The organism is Rothia aeria, from assembly GCF_016726365.1.
In the GTDB taxonomy this organism is placed as follows: Bacteria; Actinomycetota; Actinomycetes; order Actinomycetales; family Micrococcaceae; genus Rothia; species Rothia aeria.
On record NZ_CP068102.1, the window covers coordinates 2,288,029 to 2,312,285 of the forward strand.

Sequence of the window (24,257 nt, forward strand, 5' to 3'; positions counted from 1 at the left end):
GTTTTTGCACCGCCGCGGCCCGGACCGTCACCCTCTGACATATAACGCAGCAGCCGCCCCAGCTGGCAGATAGACTTGAACCATGACCGCAAAACTCATCACCGGGGCACCCGGAACCGGCAAGACCGAGCGTATTATCGCAGCCGCCGCCGAATTCATTGCCAATGGGGGAGACCCGGCGCGGCTACTGGTGCTTGCCCCCACCCGTACCGGCGCAACCCGCATCCGTGACGGGTTGGCGCGCCGTATCACCACGAGCATGTCTACCGCACCCACCCGTGCGTGGGCGGCCTACGCCTTCGACCTGCTCCGCCGTGCCCACACCCTGGGGAGTCTGCCCGGGGTGCAGTACAGCCCCAAACTACTGTCGGGGCCCGAGCAGGATGTGATGATTGGCGAGATCCTGGGCGGTCACCGTGAAGGCGCAGGTGCGGGGGTGCGCTGGCCCGCAGACCTGCAAGAGGCCCTAGGAACGCGCGGTTTCAGGCACGAAATACGCGACTTTTTTGACCGCATGGCTGAGTACGATGTGAGCGTTGAGAGGGTTCAGGAGCTCGCCGAACAGCTGAACAGGCCCGCCTGGCAGTCGGTGGCAGCCCTGCACACCGAATACCGGCAGATCCGCCGTCTGCGCGCCCCGCACGCCTACGACCCGGCGGCGCTCATCCACGAAGCCTGCAACTTTCTATTCGCAAACCCCGACTGGCTAAGCGCCGAACGGGAACGGTTCGACCTGATCCTTATTGATGACGTGCAGGAGCTCAGCCCCGCCACCTACCGGCTGCTGAATATTCTGTGCGCCCAGAACCCGCAGGCGGCCCTGAGCTCGTACCGGGGGCAGGCGCGTGAGGAAGTGGCTGCTGCGCTCACCGCAGGAACCGGGCAGAACCTCACGCGGCGCATACTGATGACCTGCTGCACCGAGACCGTGGTGCAGGGTTTCCGCGGGGCACGGCCGGATTTAGCCAGGACACTTGGAGAGTCATTCCCCGCGTTAGAGACGGAATACCTAAACACCTCGTACCGGATGGGTCCCGGCATTGCCGCCGCGTGGGGTGAGCTGGCCCGCCGCCTGCCCGTTATCACCGGGGCTAAAACCGTGCGTGAGCTGCGTGCCCCCGCCGCCGAGGCACAAGAACAGGCGCTATTGCAGCTCAGCGACGAAGGTGACCTGCTCGACCCGCGCCGCTACAGCACACCACCCGAAGGGGTCTTCGGGTACATGCTCCTCTCCCCGCAGGATGAGGTGAACCAGGTGGCGCAGCTGCTGCTTGAGGACTACCTGTACCGGGGTGCCGCCTACGCGCGGTCAGCGATTGTGGTGCGTGATGGCTCCCGGGTGGCCAATATCCGCCGGGTACTGGCGGCCTCGGGTATTCCCACCGTCACCGGTGCGGCGCTCACACCGGTGCGTGATGAACCGGCGGTACGGCCGTTTCTGGATGCGCTTTCCCTGCTCATGTACGCCCGTGAACGCGGCGCCGAACAACTGCATTTGCCGGATAATTATGCGTCACCTTCCGGGACGGAAACCTTATCGGACGGGGAGGAGCCGCTCACCGCAGAAACAATTGCCAACGCCTCCCACACCACGGCAGAAGAGGACGAGGCCAAACTCGCCCGGCGAAGCCTTGAAGATGTGCTGGCCGAAGAAAACCGCACGAACCCCGCCTCCGGTGCGCACAACGCTATCACCTTGCTCACCTCCCGGCTGGGGGGCGCCTCCAGTATGGATGTGCGCCGCCTGCGCCAGCAGCTGCGCGCCGCCGAACTGCGTGCCGGTGGGCGCCGCTCCAGCGACGACCTGCTCTTAGGGGCGCTGCTGAACCCCGAAGCTCTGCCGGACTACGGGGTGGGCACCGCTATCCGCCGCGTCTCCCGGGTGCTCGCGGCGGGCCAGCAGGCGCTCAACGCCCCGGGCGCTAACGCCGAGACCGTGCTGTGGGCCCTGTGGCAGGCCAGCGGGCTAGAAAAAACCTGGGTGAACAGCAGCGCCGCAACCGGGCCCGAAGCCGAGCGGGCGCACCGCAACCTTGACGCCATGATCGGGCTTTTCGAGGCCGCCACCCGGTTCGTGGACCAGATGCCCGGCTCATCCGCAGAACAGTTCCTTGACTACATTGACGCCCAAGACCTCCCCATGGATACCCTCGCTGCCCGCGGGAAACGCTACGACGCCGTGGAAATCCTCACCCCGGCCCTCGCCGCTGGGCGGCAGTGGGACACCGTGTACGTGTGCGGTATCCAAGAAGGAACCTGGCCTAATACGAAAGTGCGCGGCTCGCTCCTGAACACCGGCGAGCTAAGCGACATCTGCGAAATGGGGGTTGAGGCGGCGCAGAAAGTGCGGATGGCGGATCGCATCCGGGCTGTGCGCCACGACGAGCTGCGCATGTTCGCCACGGCCATTAGCCGCGCCCGTAAGCGCCTCGTGCTGACCGCCGTCTCATCCACCGATGAGGCGCCCAGCGAATTCTTCGACATCCTGGTACCCGAAGTGCGTGCCGGGGAGGTGACCCGGGTGCGGCGCCCCATGACCCTGCGCGCGCTCGTGGCCCAGCTGCGCCGCAACGCCACCGTTGAAGAGCATAACCCGGCGCTTGCGCACGCGGCCGCCGCCCAGCTGCACCGCCTCGCCGACGCGCAGGTGCCCGGCGCCCACCCGCGCCAGTGGTGGGGGCTGCTGCCGCTGTCAACTCAGGAGCCAGCGTTCACGCCGCGACGGCGGCAAGGGCAAGAACCCGAGAAGCTGACGGTCCCCATCTCACCGTCACGTCTTGAGACGATCCACAAGTCGCCGCTTGACTGGTTTGTGGCGGCCGCCCGGGCCGAGGCGCAAACAGACACATCACGGTCGCTGGGCACGCTCATCCACGCTATCGCCGAGGAGTACCCCGCCGCTGACTATGCGACACTCAGTGCCGTCCTTCAGGAGCGTCTGATCACCCTGGCGCTGCCCGAGACGTGGGAGGGGGAGGAAACCCGCCGCCGCGCCGAGAAAATGATTCAGAAACTGGCCGTGTATTTTAAGGAAATTATGCCCGGAGACGGGCGCACCTTGGTGGGGGTTGAGGGTGCTTTTAAAGTGCGTGTTCCCGGGGAGAAGCTCGACGCCCAAATTTCGGGGCGGGTAGACCGGCTGGAGGTCACCGAGGACGGACGGTACATGATTGTTGACCTGAAAACCGGGCGCACCAAACCCGCAAAAGCCGATATTGCCCAGCACGCCCAGCTGGCCGCCTACCAGGTTGCGGTTGAGGCCGGGGCGGGGGACACGATGAGCCGCGAACTGGGAACGGAACCGGCCGCACACCCCGGCGGTACACCCGGTGGCAGTGACGATAACGTGTACCGTGCTATGGGGCGCCGTTCGGCTGGGGCGGCGCTCGTACAGCTGGGCGACGGCACCGCCCCAACCGCCAAGAACCGCCCGCAAGAACAGCCCCCACTTGACCCTGACTCCGATGAGTGGGCTGTTGAGCTGATCCGGTGCGCCGCCGAGCTGATTGCCGGGGCCCTCATACAGGCGCGGCACCGCCCGGGCGAGAAATGCAGGCTACCCGAAATCTGCCCGCTGTGCCCGCAGGGCAGGCAGGTTACACAGGGATAGGTAGGGCGCGTACCAAGTGAGAGAACAGAGCATGAACAATAACCACACCGAAACCCACACGCCCGCAGATACGCTGCAGAGTGATGAGCACCTGCCGGGGGTCGGGCAGGGTACCGCCGGGGAGCCTTCCCACGGGGGCAGGCGCATCCTCAGCGCCCTTGAGATCGCGCGGGAACTGGGGCTAAACCCGCCCACCGATGAGCAGATTCGCATTATCGAATCCCCGCTGCAGGCGCGTCTGGTGATTGCTGGCGCGGGATCCGGTAAGACCGCCACCATGGTGGACCGGGTGGTGTGGCTGGTGGCCAACGGGTTTGTGCGCGCCGATGAAGTGCTGGGTGTGACCTTCACCCGCAAGGCCGCAGGTGAGCTGCGTGAGCGTATGCGGACTCGCCTGAATATTCTGCGTGAGCGAAAGCTCATAGACCTCACCGAGCAGGAGCTGCTGGAGGGGGCATCAGAACCCACGGTATCCACCTACCATTCGTACGCGAATACGCTGGTGAAAGACTACGGGCTGCGCCTGGGTATTGAGCAGGATGCGCAGATGCTGGGGGACGCACAGGCGTGGCAGCTGGTGGCGCAGATAGTGCAGTATTGGGACGGCGAGCTTCCGCAGGGGGGTAAAGGCGAGGCGGCGTCAAAGACTTATCTGGTGAAGCAGGTGCTGAAATTAGCTGGCGAGTGCGCCGAGCATCTGGTGGCCCCGCAGACAGTGATCGAGTTCTGCACCGCCCAGATTGCCGCATACGAGTCGTTGAGCACCCCCGGGCCGCGAAAAACCGCGAACGATACCCTGCGCCAGCTGCAGACAAAGATTATTTTGGCGCGCATGGTGCAGCGGTACGCGCGGGTGAAGGCACGCATGCAGGTGCTTGATTACGGGGATCTGATTGCTTTAGCGGCCCGTATCGCCCGGGACGTTCCTCAGGCGGTGCAGCTGGAGAGGGAACGGTATAAGGTGGTGCTTCTGGACGAGTTTCAGGATACCTCCCACGCCCAGCTGCAGCTTTTCTCAGATTTATTCGGCACACGTGCTGCTGAGGGGGAACACCCGGGGTATGGGGAGCATCCGGTGATGGCGGTGGGCGACCCTAAACAGTCAATTTATGGGTTTCGCGGCGCATCTGACGGTCAGCTGTTCAGTTTTTACCGGTATTTCCCCACCGCCGATGAGACGCCCCTGTATTTGACCGTTGCGTGGCGTAACGATACGGCGATTCTGGATGCCGCGAACCTCATTGCTGAGCCCCTTAAAACTATGCCGGGGTGGGTGCGGGCGTCTCAGCCGCCTAAGGTACCGGATTTGCGGCCGCGTTCGGTCATTACCCGCCCCGATGAGTCTGGTGAGGCGGCGATGCGCGGTTCGGTGCAGCTGGCCCGGTACGCCACCGACGCTGATGAGGCGCGCGGTATTGCCGAGAAAATAGCCGCTGAACGTGCCCGGTTCCGGGATAACCCCACCGGCATGCCCACCATGGCGGTGCTGACCCGCACCCGCAGCCAGATGGAACCGATCCGGCAGGCGTGTGAGGCACTGGGGGTGCCCGCACAGGTGGTTGGCTTGGGCGGGCTTCTGGAACGCCCCGAGGTGATTGATATGGTGGCGATGCTCCGTGTGCTGGCTGACCCTAACCGGTCGGATGCGCTGGTGCGTCTGCTGGCCGGGGCACGGTGGCGGCTGGGTACCGCAGACTTGTTGGCGTTGGGGGAGTGGTCGAATGAGCTCACCCGTGTCCGGGAGCGCGGGTACGTGAGCGGGGCCGATGCCCAGCAGCCGGGGCAGGAGACCCCCGGCACTTCTGATGAGCAGCTGCGCCGGGCGCAGCAGAGCTTTGAGCAGGCCCGTAAGTTCGCTGTGGAAGACCTCAGCGAGTACGGGTCGTTGATTGAGGCGATAGAGCACCTGCCGGAGGCTAACGAGCAGGGGCACCCGATCTACCCGCCGGATTATTCACCGCACCGCCGCCGTCTGAGTGTTGAGGGGCTGGCGCGTCTGCGGGCGTTTGCGGCTGAGCTGGAGTATTTGCGGCAGTTCACCACTGAGGATTTGGGGACTCTGCTGTACGAGATTGAGCGGGTCATGATGCTCGACATTGAGCTGGCATCCCATGAAGGCTCGGATAGTTATACATCCCGGGTGCATCTTGATGCTTTTCACGATGTGGCCGCCAACTATGCGGCGACTTCCCCGCGTATTAACGCCATGATCTATGCCGGGGCGGATGGTACCGCCGCCGAGGAGGACGCCCCCACCGCCCGCCGGTTTGTGTTATCTGCCAGCGGCATCAGCTACCTTACGGGGTTCTTGGCGTGGCTTGAGGAGGCGGCTGAGCACGAGAACGGCCTGGCCCCGGCCGTGGAAGAGCCGCGGCAGGATGCGGTTCAGATTCTTACGATGCACGCCTCAAAGGGGCTGGAGTGGGATCAGGTGTACCTGCCGCGCCTGAGCGATGCCCGCGCCGAGCGTCACCGCATGTGGCAGCGTCTTGAACCGGGTGTTTTGCCGTGGCCGCTGCGTGGCGATAAGGATTATCTGCCGCCGGCGTTGGAGCGCCCCGAAGAAATCACGGCCTTGGAAACCTTTAGTGAGCTGAACCTGGCGGTCGAAGAGGGCGAAGACATGGTGCATGATTATGCGGGTGCTGAGGCGCGCCGCCTGATTTATGTTGCCATGACTCGCGCCCGGTCCCTGCTGTACATTACCACCTGCCGGTGGACGGGGGCCCATGTTAAGCCGGTGAAAACAAGCACCTACTGGAATGAGCTGGTGCAGTTCTCCCAGGGGGACGCGCAGCCCCCCTATGAGGGGATTCAGCATGCGCCGTGGCTGTACCCCGGGTACTTGGGGACGGGGTACTATGTCCCGTCGGCTGCCCGCGAGACGGACCCCAGTATTGATGCGGTGTTCGGGCGTGAAATGAGGGATTGGGGGTATACGGTTCCGCAGGGGGCGGTGCTGCTCAACGGCACCCCGGTGCCTTCCGTCGCCCCCGTTGCTGACCCGCAGGATGGCCCCGCGCGGGATGCGGCCATAGCCAGCACCTGCGCGAACGTTGCCCGTGCCCTCTCAGCGGATGGGGCGGATCCCATTGAGAATGCGCGTATTCTGCGGCTGCCGCCGGTGCACCGGGTGTACCGTGCGGCGCACCCCGATGCTGATGTCACCGCCGAGTTCGCGGCGTTTGACCGTGATACCCCCGGCGGCGGTGAGGGCGGGGCACCGGCACAGTCAAAGAGTAAAACCGCCGATGCCGAGTTCGTGTTCGCCCGTGAGGAGCTGATGAAAATTTCTGCGCATCAGCGTCCGGCGCGTTCGGGGGTGCGCCCGCAGATTGTGCAGCGCCTGCTCACCCCGGCCGCTTGGGCGGATCAGAACCCCCAGCAGGGGAGCGTGCTGACGGCCTTGTGGCCTTTCGACCCTCTGGACGGGCCCGCCGTGTGGCGCTGGGAATCTGATGAGGCTCTCACCGAGGGGATGCGCGCACAGCTGCGCTACGGGGCGCAGTCGGACGATGCGCACCCTGCGGAACTTTCGGAACAGCAGCAAGGCCCTGCCGTGAACCGCCCCCAGCAGGTGAGCGTCCCCGGTGACCGCCGTGCTCGGGTGGAGCGTGCCGCCCTGAATGTGGCCCGCGGCGGTATTGAGCTTGCCCCGGGTGCTAACGCCCCACAGGCCGATGCTCACACCCGGCAGGAAATTCAGGATTGGGAGCAGGAGGTTGAGCTGCTGCTGGCGTTGGCACGGCGCGCGGTCACTCCCGCCGCCCCGTCGAAACCGGAGCACCTGTCGGCCTCCGAGCTGATGTCACTGGCCGAGAACCCACAGCAGGCGCGGGCGCGGATGGTGCGCCCGGTGCCGGTTCAGCCTTCAGCGGCGGCGCGCGCCGGGACGTTCTTCCACGAGTGGGTTGAGAACCATTTCGGTGCCGACCCCATGCTGGATCTTGACGACGAGCTCTACACCGATGACGAGACTGACACCACCCTCAGCCTTGATGCGCTGCGTAAGACGTTCCTGGCGAGTGAGTGGGCGAACCGCACCATCTGGCGGGCCGAATACCCGGTTGAGACGCATGTGGCCGGGGTGAGTGTGCGCGGACGTATTGATGCGGTGTTCCGCACGGTTGAGCGCACCGAGCAGGGGCAGCGGGAACGCTGGGAGCTGGTGGATTGGAAGACCGGCCGTAAACCCACCGCCAAGCAGATGCGGTATAAGCGTATCCAGCTGGCGCTGTACCGGCTGGCGTTTGCCAAGATTCAGTGCGTTGACCCTGCGGATGTGCGGGCGGCGTTCTACTATGTTGGGTCTGACCAGACGGTGTGGGATTCCGATATTGCGGGCGGGCTGCAGTCTGAGGCGCAGCTGGAGCGCATCATTACCCGCTGGGATTGGGAGCCTTAGCCGACCCAGCGCCCGCGCGAGACACCGGGGCTATTCCAGCCCTTCGGCCCGCTCCGGCAGCGGCTGGTTCTGCCCGAGCATGTCCCCGGAGTCACGCAGGTTCTCGCAGACCGCCTGCAGCATCTGCTCGCCGTGGGCGATCATTTGCGCGTCCCCGTATTCCACAGCGTGGGTGAGCCACTGGGCCAGAGCGAACTCGGCGTAGAATTCGGCGCGTTCTACCAGGTGCTGGTCGGGCATCTGCGGCATCTGTGAGGAGTAGACCCGCACCACTTCATCTGTGAAGGCGGTGTCGGAGCAGGCAAAAAGCCAGGAGAGGTCTTGGGCGGGGTCGCCCACATGCACTTCTGACCAGCCGCTCACTTCGGCCACCGTACCGTTGTGGATGCTGATGGTTTCGGTGCCGAGCTTACCGTGCACCACGCGGGTGCGGAAGTCCCAAATAGGCCCGGGTTCTAGGAAAGCACGCCAGTGCGCCACCAGTTCGGCCGGTACTTTGCGGGTGGAGGCTGCCCTGTCCAGTTCGGAAAGTTTACGCCTGCGCAGGTTCTGGGAGGAGTAGACGGGCAGGTCTGATTCGATCATGATATCTTCAGGCATCACGTGCAGTGTGGCGATGAGCCTGCCCAGGTCGGTGGCGAGGGTGCTGTTGTTGGCACGGTTAATACGAGCTAGTTCATCAAGGTCGCGGTGGGTGCCGGGAACGTAGGTGTACACGAATACGCTCATACCGTTGTACGGTACGGTTCCGGCGATGGTGGGTACGGTAAACGGCAGGCGGGCGCGCAGCCCGTGGGTGAAGGAACGGAGCACCTGATGCTCTGCTTCTAGGCGCATACTGGCGTCGTGGTTGCGGGGTGCACGCACACGCCAGTTGCGGTCGGCGGAGTCTGTGATGACCGCCGTATCGTATTCTGCGGATTCTTCGGGGGCAGCCGCGGTGGCGACAGGGTAAATACCCGGCACGCCCGCCGAAACGATGGCCGCTAACTGAAGAGGAGATAAAGTCACTCTTTAAGGTTACCTAATATCGGGACGAATACGGTATCTGCGTGGGGCGCGCCCCGTGTTCTTGGGGTTTGCGCTTCGCCGCGAGCGAGTCGGCAGCGGGTTTCTAACCGGTCGTACTGTGCGCGGGATACAATGGGGAACCGTGGATGTTTCGTGTCCGCGCGGCGGGTATTTCGGCTGCGGGGCACGCACCGTAACTACTTTCGTGCTGGCGCACCCGGTGTGGGCGATAAAGGAGAAGGGGCACCTGTATGGGCGGGGGAAAAAGCAGAGGGGGCTCACGCGGCTCGTCATCAGGTGGTGCGCAAACCCCCTCCATGTTTGATGTGCCGTCACCCTCTCGCCGTACCGCTGGGGTGCCCGGCCCCGTTCGGGGTGCTGGCGCTGCAGCGGGTGAGGCACCCCGCCCCGCCCCGGCCGAGCAGGGGTCCCCCTCAGCTCCCGCTGTGCTCTCAGCCGAGGACATTCTCACCGGTTTGGACGCGGATCAGCGGCGTGTGGTGACGGAGCTTGACGGCCCGATGCGCGTGCTGGCGGGCGCCGGTACGGGCAAGACCCGCGCCATCACGCACCGTATCGCCTACGGTATCGCTATTGGCCGGTATGTGCCGCAGCGGGTGATGGCTTTGACGTTTACCACGCGTGCCGCTGAAGAGATGCGTCTGCGTTTGCGGTCTTTGGGGGCGGCGGGTGTGCAGACCCGCACTTTCCATTCGGCGGCTTTGCGGCAGCTGCGGTATTTCTGGCCGCAGGCGGTGGGGGGTACCTTCCCACAGATTGTGGGTCATAAGGCTCCGCTGCTGACCGAGGCGGCAAACCGGTTGCGTATCACCACTGACCGGGCGCTGCTGCGCGATATTGCCGCCGAAATTGAGTGGGCGAAAGTTTCGATGCTCACCCCCGATACGCTTGCGGCGCGACTGGGGGAGCGGGCCCTGCCAGCTGAACTCACGGCACAGAATATGGTGCGGCTATTTCGCGCCTACGAAGAGCTCAAAGACGAACGGAACGTGATCGACTTTGAGGATATTCTGCTGCTGACTGTGGGCATCATTGAGGAGGATGAGGCGCTGGCGGCGACTATCCGCCAACAGTACCGTCACTTTGTGGTGGATGAGTATCAGGACGTTTCACCGCTTCAGCAGCGCCTGTTGGATGCGTGGCTGGGCGAACGCACCGATATTTGCGTGGTGGGGGACGCCTCCCAGACCATTTATTCGTTCACGGGCGCCACGAGCCGCCACCTGCTGGAGTTCCCGCGCCGCTACCGGGGGGCGCAGACGGTGAACCTGGTACGGGATTACCGTTCGCATACGCAGGTGGTGGAGCTGGCGAACCGGCTTCTGGAGGCCCGCCGCCCGGGTAAGGACTCTACGGAGTTTTCGTGGGCACCGCCGCTGCGTCTGGTGTCTCAGCGTGGGGCTGGGGTGGAATGCGAGTGGTTTGAGTACGCCGATGATGAGGCTCAAGCGCAGGGTATCGCCGAGGACATCCTGGATTTAATGAACAAGGACGGTCTGCCCGCCAGCGAGATCGCGGTGCTGTTCCGCACGAACGCACAGTCGGCGGTGATCGAGTCGGCCCTGAGCGCGGCGGGTGTCCCGTATCAGCTGCGCGGTGCGGAACAGTTTTTTGAACGCCCCGAGGTGAAGCAGGCCGTATTGGCGTTGCGCGGCTCCGCTAAGGGCACGGACGGCAGCGAGCATGCGCCGTCCCTAGTGCGGGATGTGCTCTCTTCCCTGGGGTATTCCGAGAAGGCCCCGACCTCCGGGGGTGCGGTGCGGCAGAAGTGGGAGTCGTTGGCGGCGCTGGTGTCTATGGTTGATGCTTTACACGCCGAGCGCCAAGAGCAGATTGCTGCACAAGCACCCGCTGAGCAGGGGTTGTCTCCGCTGAGTATGCGTGAGGTGGTGGAGGCGCTCGCGCACCGTATCGCCACGCAGGATGCTCCCGTTATGGATGGGGTGACTCTTGCGTCTTTGCATTCTGCTAAGGGCCTGGAATGGGATGCGGTGTTCCTGTGCGGGCTGAATGAGGGGCTTATGCCGATTTCGTATGCGCAGACTAGCGATGAGGTGGATGAGGAGCGCCGCCTGCTGTATGTGGGTATTACCCGTGCGCGTAAGCACCTGTGTTTGAGCTGGTCTCTTTCGCGTACCGCGGGTGGGCGGGGAAACCGTAAACGGTCCCGGTTCCTGGACGATATTGACCCTAAACGTCGTCCTCGTCGGGCGCCGTATTTGCCTTAGTGACCGCTCGCTGCGGCTGAGTTGTGTGGGAGGAGCCATGACGCCCCGTCATCCTGTTTCTGAGGTTATTCCGGCTACGGAGGAGCACCCGCGTGTTGAGGTGGTGCGTTCTGCCCGGCGGCGGCGCACGGTGACGGCTCAACCTGCCGATGACGGCAGTATTCGGCTGCTGGTGCCTGATATCAGCACGGATGAGCAGATTCGGGGCTATCTGGCGGATCTGCTGCCGCGGGTGCAGCGTACCCGCCAGCGCGCGCAGGGTAAACGCCGTCATTTCGCTTCGGATGAGTATCTTCTTTCGCGGGCCCAGTACTTGGTGGAGCAGTATCTGCCGGAGCTTTCCGGTAAGGTGCCTGAGTCGATCCGGTGGGTGTCGAACCAGCGTACCCGCTGGGGTTCTGCCACCCCGGGGGCGGGGCGCATCCGTATTTCTGATGCGCTCACCGGCGCCCCGGAGTATGTGGTTGATGCTGTGCTGTACCACGAGCTGTGCCATTTTGTGGTGCTGCACCATAATGCGCAGTTTCACAGGCTGCAGGATCGTCTCCCACGCCTCGCGCAGGCGCAGGCGTTTTTGGCTGGTATTGAGTTTGCCCGCACGCAGGAGGCTCATGAGCGCCGACCCGAAGACCAGCCATAGGGTGCTGAACGGTTGGATGATGCGGGTATCTGACCGCTGGGCGTCTCAACGGTGCTTTGTATCGGTGCGCAATATTGGGTTGCAATATTGGGTTAAGGATCTGCACGAGGCGGCGTCCGTGTCGGCAGATATGATTCTCCCGTGTGGAACGCCGCCTCGTGCGGATGATGAAAAGGTTTTTTATTTATTGTCGTCGTACCCGCCGTCGAGCAGTTTCTTGAGCTCCGAGTCGAAATCGACGTCGTCGAACGAGAGCTGTTCAGAGACACGGTCTTCGTATTTTTTGAAGTTTTCCAGTTCTTTGGCGGTGGGGAGGGTTTCGGGCGCCAGCCACAGGTTGTCGCGCGCCTCATACCCGTGCTTCTCGTCGTAGTCACGCCAGAATGCGGTGGCTTCCCGCACCATGCGGGGGCGAATCTCAAGCCCCACGAGGGTTTCAAATACTTGCTCGCTGGGGCCGCCCTCAACGCGGCGGCGCGCGAAAGTCTCGGCGATTTGCGGCGCCTTGGGCAGGTTCTGGGTGGCCTGATCTGCAACGAATGAGACCCACCCTTCAATGAGGGCCAACAAAGCTTCCAGACGTTCAACCGCAAGCTCCTGGTCTTCGGTGCGCTGCGGGTTGAACATGCCGCCTTCAAAGGCCTCCTGTACGGCTTCGGGGTCGTGCATGTTCACCTGGGAGGCGGCATCCTGGATCCGGTTCATGTCCACGCGGATGCCGCGGGCGTAGCGGCTCACCAGCGCCATAATGTCTTCACGCAGCCACGGGTTGGTGCGGTGCAGGCGAATCAGCGCGGATTCGCGCACGGCCAGGTACAGCAGAACTTCCTGTGCGGGAACCTCAATCTCGTCGCCGAGGGTTTTAAACCCGTTCGGCAGCAGGGCGGTACGCCCGGGGGCCAACGGGAACCCAATATCGGTTGAGGAGTACACCTCTTTGGCGAGGGAGGCGAGGGCCTGGGCCATCTGAATACCGAAGAATGTTGAACCGAGGTTGTTCAAAAAGCCGCTGTTGCCCAGCAGCTGGGAGAGCTCTTCGGGTACGTTATCGGTCCCGGGCAGCACCATGGCCTGGGTGACCTCTGCGGCGACTGGCTCAACCATTTCACGCCACGAGTTGAAGGAAGCATCCAGCCATTCGGCTTTTGACCACGCCTCCACCGGAATATTGTGCCGTTCAAAAACTGTTACTGAGTCGAGCCACAAGTCGGCTAGGTGTGCGGCGTCGGCGGCGGCCTGTTTCAGGTTTTCGGCGATTGAGGGGTCTGAGTCGGCGGCGATCATGCGGCGGGCTTGGTCTTTGACCCCTGTCCAGTTCACGCCCTGTTCCGGGGTGCTGCCGGGGGTGGCGTTAATCGAGAACATGGTGTTCATCTGTTCCAGGATGCCTTGCATCATGGAAGGGTCAAAGGGCAGACCCATGTTTTTCAGGTCTTCAGGGTTCAATGACGATGCCCCCAGCGGGTTGTTGTTATCGCTGGGGTCGAAACCTGATTCCTGCATTTTTTTGAGGAAGTCTTCGAGGGGGTCGCGGCCGTCACCCGAGTCACCGTTGCCGGGGTTGTTATTGTTTGGAGAATTAGTCATTGTGTATCCCTTCGTACCATCGTACAGTGCGCGGGCATAGAGAAACCCCACGCACACAAGGGTACCGTTTGAAGCTGTGAATTTCCTCAGTAGGCAGCAGAAATAAGCCCACAGCACACCTGCTGTCGGCTTGTGCCTGTACGAGCGTTAAAGGGCCGGTTGATGAGTTCTTTGAGGTCGAGCCAATGTGCCGATGTGATATGTTTCCGCGACAGGCTGCTGTAGAATCGGGTACCCTATAGTTTCATGAGTAAGCGCACATTTTTTTCGAAAGCATCTAATAAATCTACGAGCAAAACAAGTGGCAAAGGTGCCAAAGATGGGGCTAAGAAGCCGTTTCGTAGGCGAGGAGGGTCTGTGCGCACCCTCAGCGGCGCGGCAACGTTCTGCCTGATTCTTGGGGCGTTTGTGATGCCTAGCCGCTATGTTATGGAAGGCCCAGGCCCCATGTTTAATGTGTTGGGGCAGCATGAGGGGCAGGACATTATCTCGATTGAAGGCGGCAGCGAGCGCGCAACTAAAGGGCAGCTGAACATGACGACGGTGTCTGTTTCGGGTGGACCGTACACGCCGCTGAGCGGTATTGAGGCGATTAATGGGTGGGCGTCGCTGGACGGTAAACAGTATTTGGTGGTGCCTACCGAGATTCTGTACCCGCGGGTTTCAAATGATCAGGCGAATTCCGCGAGTACGTCCCAGATGGCTGATTCACAGACTCAAGCGCAGGTGGCGGCGGCTCACTATCTGAAGATTCCGGTGACGGAGACTGTTACGGTGCTGCAGACTGTTGAGAAGAGCCCGGCTGAGGGTGTGCTTAAGGGCGGGGATCGTATTCTGAAGGTGAATGACGAGCCGCTGAAGGGGTATAAGAGCATGGTTGATGCCACCCAGGCTTCGGAGGGTAAACCTATTAAGCTGACGGTTGAGCGTGATGGCGCGCAGCAGGAGCACACGTTAACTCCGGTTAAGGATGAGGAGTCCGGCCGGTGGCGTGTGGGTGTGGCTTTGAAGCAGGACTATGAGATACCCGCAAAGATTAAATACCACACCGAGGGGGTGGGCGGCCCCAGCGCCGGGTTAATGCTTGCTTTGGGGACTATTGAGAAGGTGGGGGAGAAAAGCCTGCTGGCGTCCGGCCCGTTGAGTGAGTCGAATTATGTTGCGGGTACAGGCACTATTAACGCTGAGGGCAAGGTGGGGCCTATTGGTGGTGCGAAGTATAAGATTATTGCCGCCGGGGATAAGGGCGTGGCGGTTTTCTTGGTGCCCAAGGAGAACTGCTCTGATGTGAACGAGATGCGCAAGAGCAACCCGGAGCTGCTGAAATATAGGGACTCTAACGGCCAGAGGCAGCAGATGCAGATTGTGGCTGTTGAGAACCTGGATCAGGCGGTGCAGTCGCTGGAGCGTATTCGGGATAAGGGCATCCACACGGACGGTCTGCCCACCTGCGGGTAAGGGCGTTGTGCGCCGTAGCGGCAACGGTGCGACCTCACCGGTGATTTGAGATAATAGCCTCAATGAATCTTTAAACCGTATTGTGAGGGTATTGTGACGGCTTCTGCTTCTGCGCACCCGAATCGCGCCGGGCGCAAACGCCGGTTCGGTCCGCTGGGCTGGACCTTGGTGATTGTGGCGGCGCTCATTGCTGCTTTTGTGTTTGCCACTCAGGTGTATACCGACTGGTTGTGGTTTAGCCAGCTGGGGTTCGGCGGCGTTTTTATGACCGAGACGCTTCTGAAGGCTGGGGTGTTCGTGGTGACTGCCCTTTTGGTGGCGGTGCCTTTGTGGGCTTCTATGTCGTATGCGGTGAAACATGCTGAGGAGCCTGCCCCCGCGGCTGAGAGCCCGCAAAAAGCCAAGCAGCAGGAGGGGCAGGGTTCGGAGTCTGAGGATAAAGCCTCTGAGAAACCCCAGTCTGCTCGGGGGGAGCTGCAGGCGGAGGCTGAGGAGCTGCTGCGGGACATGTTCGGGCAGCACTCGTTTGAGGACAGCATGGTCAAGTACCGCCGGAGCGTGGAGCGTATCCGTAAGGCCCTGCTGCTGGTGTTGCCTGCTGTGCTGGGGGTGCTGGTGGCGACCACGTTCATCACCCAGTGGGATACTGTTGCGCTTTTCTTTAACTACCAAGAGTTCGGGGTGAAGGACCCCGAGTTTGGCCTGGACATTGGTTTTTTTGTTTTTACCTTGCCGTTTCTGCAGCTTTTGGTGAAGCTGTTCTCGGTGGTGCTGGTGCTCGCTGGTTTGGGCGGCATCATGATGCACTATTTTTACGGTGGTATTCGTGTGCAGCCCGGCGGTATGGGCACTTCATCCGCTTTTCGCCGTCATATTGCGGTGTTGTTGTTCCTGTTCATACTGGTGCGCGCCGGGGGGTTCTGGCTTGACCGGTACACTACGGTGCAGCAGCAGTCTGGGCGTTGGGCTGGGGCGATGTACACCGATACGAACTCGATTATTCCGGTGAAGGCCATTCTGGCTATTTCGGCGGTGCTGGTGGCGGTGTTTTTTCTCATGGCTGCTTCGACGCACCGGTGGCGTTTGCCGATGATTGGTACGGCCATGCTGGTGATTGTGGCGCTGGTGGCTGGCGGGGTGTACCCGTGGATTGTGCAGCGGTTCCAGGTGGTTCCGAATGAGCAGGCGGCGCAGTCTGAGTTTATTCAGCGAAATATTGATGCGACCCGCTATGCGTATGGGCTGGATAAGGTGGAGACCACCCCGTATGATGCCACGATTAATACTGCCGCGGGTGGTCTTTCCGGGTCGAGCCCAACAATTGAGAATATTCGCTTATTGGACCCGAATGTGGTGTCTTCGGCGTTTGCTCAGATGCAGCAGTTCCGCCCGTATTACCGGTTTGATACGAATCTTGCGGTGGACCGGTATTTGATTGATAAGAAAACCCAGGATACGGTGATTGCCGCCCGTGAGCTGAACCCGTCGCAGACTTCGGGGGAGTCCTGGTATAACCGCCATGTGGTGTACACGCACGGGTATGGTGTGATTGCCGCGTACGGTAACCAGGTGGATCCGGCTAACGGTAATCCTAAGTTTATGCAGTCTGGGATTAAAGCAACCGGCGTGATTTCTGAGAACTATGAGCCGCGTATTTATTTCGGGATGAGCTCACCGCAGTATTCGATTGTGGGCGGCAACGGGGATCAGCTTGAGCTTGACCGCCCGCAGTCTGCTGATGAGGCGAATAGCGCAGATGCGAAGTACACGTTTACGGGTAGTGGTGGGCCGCGCGTGGATTCGTGGCTGAACCGTCTCTCGTACGCTATTAAATTCCAGTCGTCCGATATTCTGCTGTCGGATGCGGTGCGTGATGGCTCGCAGATCCTGTATGAGCGTAATCCGATGGATCGTGTGCGTAAGGCTGCCCCGTATTTGCAGGTTGATTCGAAGGCGTACCCGGCAATTGTGAATAATCGTGTGGTGTGGATTGTGGATGGTTATACGACCACTAACCAGTTCCCGTATTCGCAGGGTAATACGCAGGATTCTTCGGGTTCGCAGGGCCGGGGGAATTCGATGAACTATATCCGTAACTCGGTGAAGGCTACCGTTGATGCCTATGACGGGTCGGTCAACCTGTACGCTTGGGATGAGGATGACCCGATTCTGAAGGCGTGGCGTGGCGTGTTCCCGGGCACGGTGAAAAGCTATAAGGACATGAGTGCTGAGCTGATCAGCCATGTGCGGTACCCGAATGACATGTTCAGTGTTCAGCGCAGCATGTTGAATAAGTACCACGTGACGAGCGCCCACAGCCTGTACGCTGGCGATGACGTGTGGTCGATTCCGAATGATCCTACGAACGATAGCGGCAGGCCGATCCCGCCGTACTATCTGTCGCTTCAGATGCCCGGCGATAAGCAGGCTCATTTCTCGTTGACCTCTTCGTTTATTCCGCAGCAGAGCGATTCGAACTCACGGAACGTCATGTACGGGTTCTTGGCTGCTAATGGCGACGCGGGCACCGGTAAGGATGGGGAGCGCAGTCCGGACTACGGTAAGCTGCGGCTGCTGGAGCTGCCACGTTCTTCGGTGGTTCCCGGCCCGGGGCAGGCACAGAATATTTTCAACTCTGATGCTGAGGTGTCGAACCAGCTGAACCTGCTGCGGCGCGGTTCGTCCGAGGTGATTAACGGCAATATGCTGACCTTGCCGGTTGCTGGCGGTATTTTGTATGTGCAGCCGGTGTACGTGCAGTCTAGCGGGGATGCGAAGTATCCGCGTCTGCAGCGTGTGCTGGTGAGTTTCGGCGATAAGGTGGGTTTCGCGCCTTCGCTTGAGGAGGCATTGAACCAGGTGTTTGGCGGCTCGTCGGGGGCGAAGATTGATAAGCCGACCGGTTCGAATGCCTCCCAGCCTGCGGATTCGTCTGGGTCGGGGGAGTCTAAGGGTGCTGATACCACTGGCGGCTCGTTGAAGCAGGCCCTGTCGGACGCATCGAAGGCTATGCAGGATTCGGATGCGGCGATGAAGAAGGGTGACTGGGCGGCCTATGGGGAGGCCCAGAAGCGCCTGAACGATGCTCTGCAGAAGGCTGTGGAGATTGAAGGGAAGCAGTCTTCACAGGGTGGTTCTGGTGCTTCATCGTCACCTTCTGCTACCCCAGCGGCTTCTGCTTCGGCGGCTCGCCCTTCGGCAAGCGCCACTGCTTCGGCTTCACGGCAGTAGCGGCGGGCGTCCCTGAGAGGCTCGCCATGGGGATGGTCCCGGCTGGTTTACTGGCCGGGGCCTTTCTGTACGCCTTAGCATGGGCCTGTGCCCGGCTGATTGTGTGCTCTTTCTCTCATGTGGCTGTTTCGATTTGAGGATACGCGGCGTGCCGTGTATAGTCTTATAAGTCGCCGCGGGGTGGAGCAGTTCGGTAGCTCGCCGGGCTCATAACCCGGAGGTCGCAGGTTCAAATCCTGCCCCCGCAACGTGTAAGCTCCCGAAGTCATATGACTTCGGGAGCTTTTTTTGTGCGCGGGTTTTGGGTCAGCGCCTGTTATCTGGAATGTAATAACCCAGGTGGCTGTTCACAGAAGCGATTTCTCTTGATAGCGTTAACCTATAGAAAATCTGTTGCTAGGAATCATTATCATATTTTTAGCTCTGGGTACCGGCTACCTCTTTAAGGCCGTCTTTGCGCTGGGCCCATGTTATCCGTAGCTTCGCGCAGGAGTTCATCGCGGATTCCGGTATTGATTCTTCTCAAGTGTGGACGATGGGCTACTCCGGCGGGGCCGAGTTCATTACCAATGAGTTGAACGCCAGTCGCCGCAATAGCTGGCGTACCGGTGGCGGGTCCATTATGGTTGGTGGCGGCGGGGCTGAGAAAAGGATTGAGGCCCCCGACAGCATTAAGCCCATACCTATGTTCTGATGGGTGAATTGCAGCGATACTGATCATAAAACTAATCCGCCCAGGTGGAGTGCTGCTGACGCTGCCAACCAGGGGTATAAGCGGTACACCGACGCAGGATTTGATGCCCGGAAAGATGGTGATTGCCTGCCTGGGCAGGGGCATCTTGGTTATGATTTACCGGGCCTTCTACGGCGGTCACTGGAACAGCAGTAGCGGCCCTGACCTGCTGTTTTATGCCTTTGGAAGCTTCTCTTCCATCGGTAATAAATATGCAACGCGCGGTGTTGTTTCTCACACATGCTGCGTTCCTCTTCCAACGGCTCCTTACCAGGCCTTAATCTTTCTGCAGTTGAGGTTTAAAGAAAATCTATCGAGGTATCAAAACTTTAAAGCAGCGGGAGGTTTACCAAACCCTCAAGTTGTGTTTAACGGATAAAAATACATGCAGGTAACTATCTGGCGAAGACGCAGATCTGCTTCGATGAGGCTACTTTCAGCGTTGTTTGCAGACTCGCGTTCTACTGGTACTTTTATCTACTAGAAATGTGCGGTTTCCCTTTGGGCCCTATCTTTGTAGTCCGGGCCTGACGCTTTTTGAGGCGGAACCGGAACCTGCACATTTCACTTTTTAGTTAGCTCATACACAAGTTCATATCACAACTTAATATCTACGAACCCAAGGAATAACGTGAACCTTAAAAACAAGGTGCGGGCTGGGGCTCTTGCTGCCATTACCATTCCCGCTATTATTGGTAGCACCCTGACTGTTCCCGCGCAGGCGGCTGTCGCCTCGGGAACCTACCGCAGCTACACCGCCCCGAACGGGCTGAGCTCCCAGTATCATGTCTACGCTAACGGTATTGACTGGTCGCAGCCGGTGGGTGTGGTCTTCTACGTCGATGGCGACTACTGGGAAGCGAAAGACTCCAAGGTGCACAGCCCTAATAACGGTATGCTTACCGCAATGGGACGTATCGCTAACGCCCGTAATATGGTGTTTGTGCCCGTTATCTCACCGGATAAGAACGCCTCGGGCGATGGGATCACCTGGTGGGAAAACCAAGACGCTAATGGCGATTACTTCCGCAGCTTCGCACAGAAGTTCATTGCAGATTCCGGTATTGACCCTTCTCGGGTGTGGACGATGGGCTACTCCGGCGGGGCCGAGTTCATCACATACGAGCTGAATGCAGACCGGCAGGGGAGCTGGCGAACCGGTGGCGGGTCCATTATGGTCGCTGGGGGCTCAAACACGGGCATGCAGACCCAAGCCCCGCAGCACATTAAATCTCAGCCCATGTACTGGTGGGTGGGTGAGAAAGACACCTCTGGTTCTACAAACCCGCCCACCTGGAGCGCCCGTACCGCCGTGGAAACCGGTTATAACCGTTATACCCAGGAAGGGTTTAACACCCGGCTGCGGTACATTCCCAACCTTTCGCACCACGACTACGACCTGCCGCATATCCTGGCGCAGTCCCTTGATATGGGCGGGTACCGCATGAGCGCCGGATACAATGACATTTCTGAGGGGGCCGCTTTCTACAATGAAATCAGCTGGAACTCCGATAAGCGTCTAATGGTTGGGTATGCTGACCGTACTTTCCGCCCGCACGCGAAGGTGAACCGTGCCTCCATGGCCGCCTACCTGTACCGTCTGGCTGGATCCCCGCAAGTGAACCTGCCCGCCATTTCACCGTTCCGTGACGTACCGGTGCAGCACCCCGCGTATAAGGAAATCGTGTGGATGTACCAGCAGGGTATTACCACCGGCTGGGCCGACGGCACATTCCGTCCCCACGAAACAGTCAGCAGGGAGGCAATGGCCGCGTTTTTCTACCGGTTTAACGGCTCACCCGCATTCAACCCCGGCTCGCAGCGATTTGCTGATGTGAACACCTCCAACCCGTTCTACAAGGAAATCCAGTGGCTGGCGGCTAAGGGGATCACCACCGGATGGCCCGATCGCACATTCCGTCCCGGTGCACCGACCGAACGTAACGCGATGGCGGCGTTCCTATACCGCTACGCAAACCTGAGCTAGTACGATTCAACGGGTTTAGGTAACCCAAGCCGGTTCTACTACGGCTGGGAGCTCAGGTGCCTGCATCATGCGGACACATATAAGGGGTGGGGCCCACGAACAGTTACGTGGAACCCCACCCCACCCGTTACCATCGGGTCAAAAAGGTAACTTACGCGTCGATAGCGCCGCCGTTACCCTTGTTCTTGAGCGCCGCAAGGCGGGCTTCAAGTTCAGTCTGACGGCCGAGCTCTTCAAGGTCGTTGAACTGGGCATCCAGCGAGGAAGCTGCAAGCTCCTGCTGGCCGATCACACGCGCCTCTTCACGGCGCACCTTCTCCTCAAAACGGGATACTTCGCTGGTCGGATCCATGACGTCAAATGCCTTCAGAGCATCATTCACCTGGGTCTGAGCGGCGGCGGTCTTCTGACGTGCATTCAGCTCATCACGCTTTGCCTTCAGCTCATCCAGCTTGGCGCGCATCTTCGTCAGGCCGTCCTTGAGCTTCTCAACCACCTCAGTCTGAGCCGCAATCTGAGGTTCGGCGGTCTTAGCTTCCTTCTCGGCCTGCATCTGCTTGCCCAAAGCGATCTTCGCCAAGTTATCGAACTTGTCAGCGTTGGCGGCATCTCCAGCGGCACGGAACTCATCGGCTTTATTGGAAGCTGCTAGAGCCTTTGAACCCCACTCAGCGGCGTCACGTACATCCTCAGCATGATCTTGCTCAAGCATACGCAGGTTACCGATGGTCTGTGCCACAGCTGCTTCAGCTTCAGCAATGTTGTTCGTGTAGTCTCGCACCATCTGATCGAGCATCTTCTGCGGGTCTTCGGCCGCATCTAGAAGCGCATTAATGTTAGCTTTTGCCAGCTGAGCAATACGACCGAAAATGGACTGCTTTACCATTTGTATTCCTTATCCTGCGGCCACACCGGGGGAGGGCTTCCCTCCTCACTTACCGTGCGCGCACACACATTATTATCGAGTACCTATCTGAAAAATCGCTGGGAAACACCTGCGTGAGCGCTCCATATAAGAAGCACTGCGAGAGCGAGCAAACCCTAAAACACTAGAGGTCTAGAACGATCCGCCGTCTCCTCCGCCACCGCCCCAGTCGCCGCCGCCGAAATCGAAGCCGCCACCACCGAAGTCAAAGCCACCGCCGCCAAAGAACCCACCGGAATCACCACCAGAGTGCCCGTGTGCGGAGCCGGAACTCAGCGACCCCAAAATGGTGCCCAGAAGCATCCCTTTCGCCAGGGAGCTATCGCCTATATCGAACCCTCCGCGACCGCCACGATCATCATAGTAGCTGTTCATATCTCGGTTCGCGGCGTTCTGCGCGTCTGTAGCAAGCGCAATAGCGCGGTTTGCGCTATCAAGGGCGGAAGCCGGGTTCGTGGTGCGTAACCGGTGTGCCTCAGACAAATGCGATTCCGCTTCTGAGAGGTAGGTGCGGGCCTGCGACCCCACCCCACCGCGACGGTTTCCAATAAAATCACGGGCACTATCAACCTGCACCCGCGCCGAACGCAGAGCACGCTCTAAACTCTGCTCTGCTGCGTGCTGACGCTCCCGATCAGCCCTGAGAGAGGTCATTGATTTATCCAGCTCACTCGTGAGCTGCCGCAGCTGCTCGTTAAGGGCCAGCGGGTCATTCGGGCGTGCCTCTGACTGCTGACGTACCTCTCCCAGTACCGCTTCCATCCCCGCAGCAACCGCCTGAAGATCATCCTTATTCTGCGAAGCGGCCAGGCTCTTGGCCTCCGCAATATCACGCTGCACGCTCAGCAGGTCAGTAGACAGATTATTCTGGGCTGTCTCCAACTCGCCAGCGCGGTTCTGCACGGCCTCCGCAAGCTTAGCCACCTGCTGGGCAGCCTCCTCACCGGAACGTAGATGCACCACAGCCTCAGAACGGGAAGTACCCAACAGTGTATTAGCCTGGTCAAGCTCCTGCTGCAGCAGAGTACGGTTGGCTTCTATGAGCGCCACGTTTTCCTTCACCGGTTCGAGAGCACTCGGCAGGTAACGCTCCTGCAGCTGCGAGTAGGTGCGCTGTACCGCCTCAATTCGCTGATCCAGTTCAGGAAGGCCCAGCTGAAGCTTTTCAATAGCAGCGGGGGCATCATGCTCAAGGTTGCGAAGCGAAGACAGTTTCTCTTCCTGAGCTTGCATCATCTCAGTGACCTGGCGGGAATTCTCAATGATCTCTCCCAGCCATGCCCGCTGCTCCGCCGGGGTATCAGGAACATCATCCTCCAGAAGCTTCTGCCGGTGGAATGACGCTTTCATGAGTTCATCGGCGCGTACAATTTCCTTCTCAAACTCGGCGACCTGCGCATCCCCGTACTGGGCGCGTGCGAACTCAACTTCCTGGCGTGAACGCACCAGCGTATTATCGGCCTGCACAAGGGAAGCACCCGCTCGGGTTTGCAACTCTTCAATCGTGGCTTGCGGTACCGTGGGGTACCCGTATTTATTGACCCCGCTTTTTTTGGCCTCAGCAGACTTTTTGCGGCGGCGGTACAGATATGTTCCGCCAACAGCCGCAACACTTGCCGTACCGACTGCAACGGCGCCAACCACCACACCAGAGCCACCGGACTTCTGCGCATCAATACCCTCAACAGCCGCTGCGGCTGCACCCTTGTAATCACCACTTTGCAGCTTGGGTTTCACATAGTCCTGATACACCTTCGACTGCTGCTCAGAAGAAAGAGTCTTCTCACTGCCGGCAATAAAGTACGCCTGCCGCGATTCTGTAGCTATTACCAGCACCGCATCAGCCGATCCCCAATTATTCTTCTTCGCGAGCGCCTTTGCCCATTCACTAGAAGATGAAGGGTTCTCAAACTTATTAATAGTGACAACGTGCAGATCGACCTTATGGTTTTTTGAAAGGTCAGAGATTTTCTTCTTCAAATCGGCAGTATCACCCAGCACCGAAGTGTTATCAAGCACCGTTGTACCGGTGATGCTCATAGGCTCCTGCGCCCAAGCAGATGGGAGAACGAACGAGGACCCGCCAAGAGGGGCAGCCACCGGCAGCACGGTTGCACCAAAGGCTAAGGCGCCTACACATAGGACGCGGCGGAGGCACACACGGGGTGAGAAAGCAGCCGGTCGAGTACTCGTATTCTGCTCAGACAGTATCGTCAAAGGAGGGCCCCTTCCTGGTACCTTACGCTCCCGTTTAAACATAGCGCGAGAACAACGGCACGCACTGTGCGCGCCTTCTTCCCATCTTACCGGCCTAATACAAATAGTCACTGCCTGCGGGTGTTCACCAAGACGGCTCTGAGGGAACTCCCAGCTACGGTTTAACCGTTTATCCGTAGCGGCGTGCCCCAACATATAGGAAAG

General features: G+C 60.3%; 13 protein-coding genes and 1 tRNA gene. 10 read left to right on the forward strand and 4 right to left on the reverse strand.

From position 1 onward, the window contains the following. Positions 1-82 precede the first annotated feature (82 nt). Together I6I94_RS10110 and I6I94_RS10115 are read left to right on the forward strand one after the other, a co-directional pair. Complete coding sequence (locus tag I6I94_RS10110) at positions 83-3,610, forward strand: UrvD/REP family ATP-dependent DNA helicase (RefSeq protein WP_201620666.1); 3,528 nt, start codon at positions 83-85, stop codon at positions 3,608-3,610. A 31-nt stretch (positions 3,611-3,641) separates the two neighbouring features. Further along, complete coding sequence (locus I6I94_RS10115) at positions 3,642-8,015, forward strand: ATP-dependent helicase (protein WP_201620667.1); 4,374 nt, start codon at positions 3,642-3,644, stop codon at positions 8,013-8,015. 30 nt (positions 8,016-8,045) lie between these two features. On the opposite strand, the gene I6I94_RS10120 is transcribed toward I6I94_RS10115, so the two are convergent. Continuing rightward, positions 8,046-9,026 carry a phosphotransferase gene (locus I6I94_RS10120; RefSeq protein ID WP_128087959.1) on the reverse strand — a complete coding sequence of 327 codons (981 nt, stop codon included), beginning with the start codon at positions 9,024-9,026 and terminating at the stop codon, positions 8,046-8,048. A gap of 251 nt (positions 9,027-9,277) precedes the next feature. On the opposite strand from I6I94_RS10120, the gene I6I94_RS10125 reads away from it, so the two are divergent. Further along, on the forward strand, positions 9,278-11,275 hold the full coding sequence (locus I6I94_RS10125; RefSeq protein ID WP_236588860.1) for an ATP-dependent helicase: 1,998 nt from the start codon (positions 9,278-9,280) through the stop codon (positions 11,273-11,275). Between the two features lie 37 nt (positions 11,276-11,312). Continuing rightward, complete coding sequence (locus I6I94_RS10130; RefSeq protein ID WP_201620668.1) at positions 11,313-11,915, forward strand: M48 metallopeptidase family protein; 603 nt, start codon at positions 11,313-11,315, stop codon at positions 11,913-11,915. 180 nt (positions 11,916-12,095) lie between these two features. Here the strand turns inward: I6I94_RS10130 and I6I94_RS10135 are convergent, their stop codons facing one another. Further along, positions 12,096-13,502 (reverse strand): zinc-dependent metalloprotease, encoded by a 1,407-nt coding sequence (locus I6I94_RS10135; protein ID WP_037286219.1) that lies wholly within the window; start codon positions 13,500-13,502, stop codon positions 12,096-12,098. 357 nt (positions 13,503-13,859) lie between these two features. Between I6I94_RS10135 and I6I94_RS10140 the strand changes: the two genes are divergently transcribed. The 6 genes from I6I94_RS10140 (at position 13,860) to I6I94_RS10165 (ending at position 20,911) form a co-directional block, all read left to right on the forward strand. Continuing rightward, positions 13,860-14,960 (forward strand): YlbL family protein, encoded by a 1,101-nt coding sequence (locus I6I94_RS10140; protein ID WP_174232401.1) that lies wholly within the window; start codon positions 13,860-13,862, stop codon positions 14,958-14,960. Between the two features lie 93 nt (positions 14,961-15,053). Then, positions 15,054-18,191, forward strand: coding sequence for a UPF0182 family membrane protein (locus I6I94_RS10145; RefSeq protein ID WP_201620669.1), 3,138 nt, complete (start codon positions 15,054-15,056; stop codon positions 18,189-18,191). Between the two features lie 174 nt (positions 18,192-18,365). Then, a tRNA-Met gene (locus tag I6I94_RS10150) sits at positions 18,366-18,439 on the forward strand. A gap of 206 nt (positions 18,440-18,645) precedes the next feature. Next, positions 18,646-18,885 carry a hypothetical protein gene (locus I6I94_RS10155; protein ID WP_197702305.1) on the forward strand — a complete coding sequence of 80 codons (240 nt, stop codon included), beginning with the start codon at positions 18,646-18,648 and terminating at the stop codon, positions 18,883-18,885. Positions 18,886-18,934: 49 nt separating this feature from the next. After that, positions 18,935-19,303: a hypothetical protein gene (locus I6I94_RS10160; protein ID WP_128087958.1), complete on the forward strand. Its 369-nt coding sequence runs from the start codon at positions 18,935-18,937 to the stop codon at positions 19,301-19,303. A gap of 252 nt (positions 19,304-19,555) precedes the next feature. Beyond that, positions 19,556-20,911, forward strand: a complete 1,356-nt coding sequence (locus tag I6I94_RS10165) for an S-layer homology domain-containing protein (RefSeq protein ID WP_006889204.1) — start codon at positions 19,556-19,558, stop codon at positions 20,909-20,911. A 151-nt stretch (positions 20,912-21,062) separates the two neighbouring features. Here the strand turns inward: I6I94_RS10165 and I6I94_RS10170 are convergent, their stop codons facing one another. Continuing rightward, positions 21,063-21,797 carry a PspA/IM30 family protein gene (locus I6I94_RS10170; RefSeq protein ID WP_023134061.1) on the reverse strand — a complete coding sequence of 245 codons (735 nt, stop codon included), beginning with the start codon at positions 21,795-21,797 and terminating at the stop codon, positions 21,063-21,065. A gap of 171 nt (positions 21,798-21,968) precedes the next feature. Further along, complete coding sequence (locus I6I94_RS10175; RefSeq protein WP_236588861.1) at positions 21,969-24,053, reverse strand: TPM domain-containing protein; 2,085 nt, start codon at positions 24,051-24,053, stop codon at positions 21,969-21,971. Positions 24,054-24,257 lie beyond the last annotated feature (204 nt).

What these genes read in the sequence shown, in the direction of transcription:
- I6I94_RS10110 (WP_201620666.1), top strand. Translation starts at nt 83, where the DNA reads ATGACCGCAAAACTCATCACCGGGGCACCCGGAACCGGCAAGACCGAG.
- I6I94_RS10115 (WP_201620667.1), top strand. Translation starts at nt 3,642, where the DNA reads ATGAACAATAACCACACCGAAACCCACACGCCCGCAGATACGCTGCAG.
- I6I94_RS10125 (WP_236588860.1), top strand. Translation starts at nt 9,278, where the DNA reads ATGGGCGGGGGAAAAAGCAGAGGGGGCTCACGCGGCTCGTCATCAGGT.
- I6I94_RS10130 (WP_201620668.1), top strand. Translation starts at nt 11,313, where the DNA reads ATGACGCCCCGTCATCCTGTTTCTGAGGTTATTCCGGCTACGGAGGAG.
- I6I94_RS10135 (WP_037286219.1), bottom strand. Translation starts at nt 13,502, where the DNA reads ATGACTAATTCTCCAAACAATAACAACCCCGGCAACGGTGACTCGGGT.
- I6I94_RS10170 (WP_023134061.1), bottom strand. Translation starts at nt 21,797, where the DNA reads ATGGTAAAGCAGTCCATTTTCGGTCGTATTGCTCAGCTGGCAAAAGCT.